6 protein-coding genes are annotated in these 7,658 nt (G+C 28.3%); 4 read left to right on the forward strand and 2 right to left on the reverse strand.

Going from position 1 to position 7,658, the window contains the following annotated elements:
* Positions 1 to 1,078: DUF6340 family protein (locus tag U9R42_13945; GenBank protein MEA3497125.1), on the forward strand; the 1,078-nt coding region annotated here is incomplete at its 5' end.
* Positions 1,079 to 1,162: 84 nt separating this feature from the next.
* Positions 1,163 to 2,944: an aconitase/3-isopropylmalate dehydratase large subunit family protein gene (locus tag U9R42_13950; protein MEA3497126.1), complete on the forward strand. Its 1,782-nt coding sequence runs from the start codon at positions 1,163 to 1,165 to the stop codon at positions 2,942 to 2,944.
* Between the two features lie 33 nt (positions 2,945 to 2,977).
* Here U9R42_13950 and U9R42_13955 read toward each other — a convergent pair whose 3' ends face one another.
* Positions 2,978 to 4,105 carry an ATP-binding protein gene (locus U9R42_13955; protein ID MEA3497127.1) on the reverse strand — a complete coding sequence of 376 codons (1,128 nt, stop codon included), beginning with the start codon at positions 4,103 to 4,105 and terminating at the stop codon, positions 2,978 to 2,980.
* Between the two features lie 187 nt (positions 4,106 to 4,292).
* On the reverse strand, positions 4,293 to 5,573 hold the full coding sequence (locus tag U9R42_13960; GenBank protein ID MEA3497128.1) for a metallophosphoesterase: 1,281 nt from the start codon (positions 5,571 to 5,573) through the stop codon (positions 4,293 to 4,295).
* Between the two features lie 113 nt (positions 5,574 to 5,686).
* Here U9R42_13960 and U9R42_13965 point away from each other — a divergent pair, with 113 nt between their 5' ends.
* Both U9R42_13965 and U9R42_13970 read left to right on the forward strand, forming a co-directional pair.
* A complete protein-coding gene (locus U9R42_13965) occupies positions 5,687 to 6,133 on the forward strand; it encodes a PepSY-like domain-containing protein (GenBank protein MEA3497129.1) in 447 nt (148 codons plus the stop codon).
* 65 nt (positions 6,134 to 6,198) lie between these two features.
* On the forward strand, positions 6,199 to 7,658 hold a 1,460-nt coding region (locus tag U9R42_13970), incomplete at its 3' end, for a hypothetical protein (protein MEA3497130.1).

Genomic DNA, 7,658 nt, shown 5'->3' on the forward strand with positions numbered 1-7,658 from the left:
TGTTTTATCAATAAAAATAATACTAATGAAACTTAGGATATTAAAAAAACTTTCTTTTGTGATAATTGTTGCAGGAATTGTATTTTTAAATGCATGTCATACTGCATCAATTCCATTGGAAGTACTTTTGCCTGCTGAAATAAACATTCCTCAACACATTGAAAATGTTGCTGTGGCTAATCGTTCATTACCTGCTGATAATAAAAAAGTAACTAATATACTTGAAGGATTATTAACAGGAGAATCACTTTTTGCCGATAGAGTTGGCTCTAATCATTGTATTGAAGGTTTGGTTGAAAAACTTAATACCTCACCACGCTTTGTTGCACTTTTATATGGAGGTGATGAATTGAAAGGGACCGGTACTAAAACATTTGCTACTCCTTTGGACTGGGCTAAAGTTGATGATATTTGTTTGAGAAATAAAGTTGATGCATTAATTTTATTAGAAACATTTGATTCTGATATGCATATTAATAAAGGTTCTAGAAAGGAAAAAAGAACCAAAGATGAAGAAGTTTACTATGTTACTGTTTTTCATGCCGATTTAACTGTAAATGTAAATGCAGGATGGAGAATTTATGACCAAAAAAATCATAGAATTATTGACCAAAAAACTTTTAGAGATGTAAAAAATTGGAGTTCAAAAGGTAATACACCTGATGATGCACTTCACAAACTACCTAATAAAAGAAGAGCAATAAATGATGCAGCAATATTTGCAGGTAATAGGTTCGCTGTTCGTATTTCTCCAACTTGGACACATAGTTCAAGGATATATTACACAGGGAAAATTGATGATTTTAAGCTTGCTAAAAAATATGTGCAAAATAAAGACTGGGATATGGCAATTGCTATTTGGAAACATCATGTTGATGACCCTGAGCCTAAGATTGGAGGTAGAGCTTGTTTTAATATGGGAATTGCCAGTGAAATGAAAGGCGAATTTGATATAGCTCTTAAATGGATGAAAAAAGCATATTACGATTACGATATAAAAAAAGCACAGCAATACATAAATATACTTAACAAAAGAATTATTGACCAGCAAAAACTTGATGAACAAATGGGAAATTAACAATTCCTATATTCATTTAAATTTTCTATTCTTATTCTATTGAAAAAAACAAATCTATTTTTTATTAAAAAATTATAAATAAAAATGACAGGAAAAACATTTGTAGAAAAAATTCTTGATGCTAAAAAAGGAAGCATAGTTTTTAAAAAACCAGATATCGTTTTAACACATGATAATACTGCAAGCATAAAAATAACTTTTGAAAAAATGAAGGGTAAGAAAATAGCTTACCCTGAACAAATGCTTGTTGTACTTGACCATAATGCACCACCAACAAATGCAAAACTTGCAACAAGTTACCAAATAATTCGTGATTTTGTAAAGGAGCAAAAGATAGAAAAGTTTTATGATGCAGGAAAAGGTATTTGTCATCAAATAATGTCTTATCATGCAAAACCTAAGATGCTGATTGTGGGTAGCGATAGCCATACTTGTACAGCAGGAGCTTTTAATTCACTTGCCGCAGGTATTGACAGAACTGAATCAGCAGGGATTTGGAGTAGAGGCGAAACATGGTTTAGAGTGCCTTCTTCAGTTAAAATTATACTTAATGGTAAGCTACAAAAAGGCGTTTATGCCAAAGATATTTCACTTTGGATAATTGGAATGATTGGTTCGGCAGGAGCAAATTATATGTCAATTGAATATCATGGTAATGGTGTTAAAAATCTGTCAATTGCCCAAAGAATGACACTTGCAAATCTTGCTTCCGAAATGGGTGCTAAAAATGCAGTTTTTCCTGCTGATGAAGTTCTTGCTAAATTTTATGGCAAAGACAAAATTGATGGTATTTGGGCTGATGATGATGCTGAATATGAAAAAGAAATTGAAATTGACTTGAGTAAAATAGTTCCAATGGTAGCAGCTCCACATCATGTTGATAATGTAAAAACTGTTTCTGATGTTCAGGGTACTAAACTGAATCAAGGATTAATAGGAACATGCACTAACGGTAGATTAGAAGATTTAAGAATTGCTGCTGATGTTTTGGATGGAAAAAAAGTAAAAGAGGGATTTCAACTGCTTGTAATTCCTGCCTCCAAAGAAATTTACCTTCAAGCTGTTGAAGAAGGAATATTTACAAAATTGATGATTGCAGGTGCTACTATTTTAAGTGCTTCATGTGGTCCTTGTTTAGGAACAGGACAGGGTATTCCTGCTGATGGATTTACAGTTATTTCTACGGCTAACAGAAATTTTAAAGGAAGAATGGGTAATCCGAAATCTGAGATTTACCTTGCTTCACCTGCAACAGTTGCCTATTCGGCAATAAGAGGAAAAATTACTGACCCTAGGGGAATAGAAGCTAATGATAAATTTCCTTATGAGAAAAAACAAAGTTCTACAATTGAAATTGCAAAAGATGAGCAAAGACGCAAAAATGCTGTTTGGAATTACTCTGATGTTGACAATCTGAATACTGACCAAATGTTTGCAGGTAACTTGACATATAATGTATTAAGTTCAGACCCTGAGGCAATAATGCCTCATCTCTTCAAAGGTTTTGATGAAAGTTTTTCTGATAATGCACAAAAGGATGATGTAATAGTTGCAGGAGATAATTTTGGATGTGGCAGTTCACGTGAGCATCCATCAGTTGGTTTAGCTCATTTAGGAATCAAAGCGATTATTGTAAAATCGGTTAACAGAATTTTTTACAGATCAGCAATTAATCAAGGGCTTTTCTTGATTGTAAATAGTGAAATTGTTGATAAATACAAAGACGGTGATAAAATTGATATTGATTTTGAAAATGGAATAATTGCCTTAAATAATCAAGAATATAACATACCTCCATTACCCGAAAAACTTATGGAGATTATTGAGAAAAAGGGACTTGTAAACTGGATAAAAGATAACTCTTGAATATCTGATAGGTTGGAAAATGCGGATATTAACCTACAATAAATAATCATGAAAATTATCTTTAGAAACTATGTTTAACTTATTAACTTTATATTTTTCAATAAAACTATTTGGGAGTTTTATTTTTCCCTTTAGTTTCCATTTGAATTCAAAAGTTTCTAATTTCCCATCATTTTCCTCTATTAAATCTATTTCAGCACCATCATACGTTCGCCAAAAATAATAATTTGTAAAAGGTTGTTTGATACTGTTAAGTTTTATCCGTTCTGAAATACAAAAGTTTTCCCATAAGGCACCTAAATCATTTCTGTTTTGAATAGGAGTGAAATTATTAATCAAAGCGTTTCTAATACCTAAGTCATAAAAATAATATTTCTTACTTTTTTTGATTTCATTTCTTAGATTGTTGCTGTATGAATTGAGACTAAAAATAACAAAGGTTTTTTCAAGTAAATCAAGGTATTTAATAACAGTATTAACAGAGACTTTACAGAAATTAGCTAATTCATTAAAGGATACTTGCGAGCCTATTTGTAAAGCAATGGCTTTTACTAATAATCTTAAAATATCAGCATTTCTTATATTTTCATGGGAAAGGACGTCTTTGAAAAGATAATCTGAAGATAGTGCATTTAGTTTTTCTTTTTTTTCTAATAATGGCAATTCTATTATTTCAGGATACATTCCAAATAATAAGAAATTATTTAATTGTTCTTTGACCCACAACCATTCATTTTTTTCTTTGATTTCTGAAATCATCAAAGGATAAAGATGGAATTTTATGTTTCTACCTGTTAATGGTTCTACAATTTTGTTTGATAATTCAAAACTACTGGAACCTGTAGCTATGATTTTATACTTATTACCTAATTCATCATAAACTAACTTCAGAATTTTGCCAATATTATTTATATTTTGTGCTTCATCAAGTGCAATATATTTTTTATTTTCAAAAAGCATTTCTATTTGTGAAAGATCTTTTGTTGAAAATATATCATGAACTAAACTCCTTTCACAGTTTAAAATAAGTGCATTAGGATTGTCTTTCAAAAATTCTTCAAGAAGTGTTGTTTTTCCTACTTGTCTTGCACCGTATAAAATAATTATATCTTTATTATCTAATCTGTCTTTAATTTTTTGAGTTAATCTTCGTTTAAACATATTTTTTTTTAGAGCAAATATAATAAATTAAGCCTAATTTGTTCAGTTATTTGAATAAATTAAGCCTAATTTGTTCAGTTGTTTGAATAAATTAAGCCTAATTTGTTCAGTTGGTAATTTTGATTTTAAATAAAGAAGTAAGTTTTCTTAGCCTACTATCTTGGTTTTAAGCCTAATAGCTTGTATTCTAATATTTCTTTAAAATAATTTCTGAAATTTCCGGTCTTATTCCTATTCTTCCTAAAAATCCTATAACTCCTAAGCCTGTGTTTACATACAAATATTTCTCTTTCTCTTTGTACAATCCACTCCAATATTTGTATTTCAAACTAATTGGACTACATTTAAATTTTCCAATATCTATTCCAAATTGTCCTCCGTGGGTATGACCTGAAAGTGTTAAATTTATGTCATAATTTTTTGGAACAATTTCATATTCCCAATGTTCTGGATCGTGTGAGAGTAATATTTTAAAAGTGCTTTTTGCAGTATTTTGCATTGCTTTATCAAGATTACCATAAATCTTGTAAGGAGGTGTTCCCCAATTTCCAACTCCAAGTATCTCAATGGAATCATTGTTGATTTTTATGCTTTTAGATTGGTTTTCTAAAACGCTAAAGCCCATTTGTTCTTGATATTTTTTTAAAAGTGAAATTGAATTATCTTTTTTGTCTTGAGTGTAACTTAAAATATAATCAGCGTAATCGTGATTGCCTAAAATTGAATACATTCCGTATTTCGCATTTAATTTACTGAATATTTTCACTTGGTTTTTTGCTTCACGACCTGTAAAATTTACCATATCTCCTGTAAAAACAATTATATCGGGTTTTAGATTATTTATAATATTTATTGCTTCTTCAAAGGTATTTTCTTTTTTAAAACTACCAAAGTGAGTGTCGGAGAATTGAACAATTTTAAACCCTTCAAAAGCAGGAGGGAGGTTTTGGCAAACTACTTCTGTTGTTTTTATTTTGAAATTGTATTTTTGAATAAGAATAGAATGTAATATAATTATAAAAAATATAACATTTAAAATTAAACCGATTTTTAGGAAGTACTTACGTATCAGATAATTTGATGTAACATTTCTTTTAAGAAGTTTAATTAATGAAAATTTTATAAAGGTAAGGACATCACGCATTAAAATAAAAATACTGAAAATAATTTTGGGAAAATAGTTTAAGATAAATAAAGTAATTATTAAAAAATAAACTCTTGACCTAAGATAATCATCGGGTTTTGCTCCCTTTCTTAAAAAAAAGAAAAATATTAATCCTGCAAAAACCAGAAAAATTATCCAATGAAAAATAAAGGCTGTTCTACGAATTAATTTGTTTTTTAAATCTTTGTAAAGTATTCGTACTCCTCTATTTATATAAACATCTATAAGTAATGCAGAAATAAGAAAAATAATAATCTTTATTGAAATATTAAGCTCTGAATATGCAGAATAACCGTATGCCATTTTTTGTACAATGATTTTTTAGAGCAAAGGTAAATATTTCAGCAATCATTTTACTTATGAAATTTGAATGTTGTTTTTGAAAGTTGTATTTTTACCTCAAAAAAAATATTGCTATGAAATACTCTCTTATCATATTTTTGATTCTTTTATCCTTTTTAGTTAATGCTCAAGAAAATATAACTGATACAATTGCTACTGCTGATACTGCAATTGCTGAAAACGTTTTAAATGCATTTAATAAAAAATATCCTAAAGGCGATTTGAATGAATGGAAAATGGATGGTGATAATTATATTATTACGTTTTACAGTGATAATAAATGGTATGACGTAAGTTTTTCTAACAAGGGGAAATGGCTGAACACTTACATTATTATTGATTATGAAAGACTTCCTGATGCTGTTGTGAAATCTTTTGAAAAAACAAAATTCAATGATTTGGAGATAAAAAAAGTAGTAGTTATGGATAATCCTGATGAAAAACTATACAAAATTTATGTAGTTGATTATGACGATAATGAAACAGAGTTAATTTATACGGAAGAAGGGAAATTGCTTTAAGGGGGTTGACTTGACAGTAAGCAGTAAGTATCCTTAGATTATTGGAATTAGTGAGCAAAAAACAAATGGGAAAAGAGATAATTAGTAAAATTGATACCAAAAAATTTGCTATTATTATTTTAGTATTAGCATCATTTTATATAATTGTTTTTCAAAAAACCAATATAGGTTTTCAAGCAGGACATAACGGATTTTTATCTTCTCATGGGATTACAATTGCCAAAAATTTATCTTCAAAACACAACTTTTTAATGTTTCATAAAATGTCATTAGATAAAGAAGGAAATAGTATTTATTCTGCCTATAATTCTTTCCCTATAACTACTTTTGCCATTATAAAATTATCAATGCTTCCATTTCCTGATAATTTGAGTAATCAAATTTTTATTGCACGAAAAATAATACTTCTATTTTTTTGTAGTGGAATGTTTATAGCTTTTTTTATTTTTTTTGAATTTACAAAAAAAGCTCTGCTATCATTATCAGTTGTTTTATTTTCCTATTCCTCATTTTATCTCACTTTTTATAATGACATGATTTTTAACGATGTAATGACATTATTTGCTTGTTTACTGATTGTCTATGGATTTATTATTTATTCAAAATACGGGAAATTCAAACAACTGATTGTTAAAGTGCTAATTGGAATTTCTTTTGGATGGCAGGTATATGCACTTTTGTTTCCATATATCGCTATTGATTTTTTTATAAAAATTAAAAACGAAAGATCGATAAAAGCAGTGTTCAAAAGTAATTTATTTAAACTTGCAATTATTGCTTTTATTTATGGTACTGTTTTATTGGGAATTAATTTAGTTAATGAACAAAAAATGACAGGAAATTCTTTTAAGGAATTAAGTACTTTTAAATCAGCAAAAATCAGACTTGGAGCCGATGATGAATTAAATAGAGAGTTTCAGTCTAAATTATCTTGGGGGAATTTTATATTTCAACAAACAGATAGGATTTTTCATACAATTGTGCCTCATGGTATTTTTTCCATAACTAATAATAACAAATCAGTAAAAAATATAAAAAGAGTATTTGTGCTTCTATCTTTGTTATTTTGCTCTATATTTATTTATTACTCTAAAGAACGTCAACTGTTAATAACCCTTTTTAGTTTTGGTTTTATTTGGTCATTTCCTATGCGGCACTTTACATTTTTTCATAATTTTCAAAGCATTTATTATATTGGAATTTCAATGATATTTTATCTCGCTCTGATAAAATCAATATCCAAATTAAAGCATTCTTATTATTACATTTTTTATGTTTTGCTTTTTTCTTTAATTACATTTTATTATTCAAATAATATTTTAAATAGATCAAAAATCCGTTATTCTCAATCAAATAATTGGATTACTAATGACTTTCAAAATATTTATGATAAGATTGGAAAAGGAAACACAATATTTATAGATGGAGAATATTCAACAATTGCCGGAGGACGACATGCTGTTGCCTTTTATTTATCAGGGAATTATATTCAAGATAAAATAGAAAGTAGTGAATATATTATTTC

It is taken from the genome of Bacteroidota bacterium, assembly GCA_034723125.1.
Classification (GTDB): domain Bacteria; phylum Bacteroidota; class Bacteroidia; order CAILMK01; family JAAYUY01; genus JAYEOP01.

What these genes read in the sequence shown, in the direction of transcription:
- U9R42_13950 (MEA3497126.1), top strand. Translation starts at nt 1,163, where the DNA reads ATGACAGGAAAAACATTTGTAGAAAAAATTCTTGATGCTAAAAAAGGA.
- U9R42_13955 (MEA3497127.1), bottom strand. Translation starts at nt 4,105, where the DNA reads ATGTTTAAACGAAGATTAACTCAAAAAATTAAAGACAGATTAGATAAT.
- U9R42_13960 (MEA3497128.1), bottom strand. Translation starts at nt 5,573, where the DNA reads ATGGCATACGGTTATTCTGCATATTCAGAGCTTAATATTTCAATAAAG.
- U9R42_13965 (MEA3497129.1), top strand. Translation starts at nt 5,687, where the DNA reads ATGAAATACTCTCTTATCATATTTTTGATTCTTTTATCCTTTTTAGTT.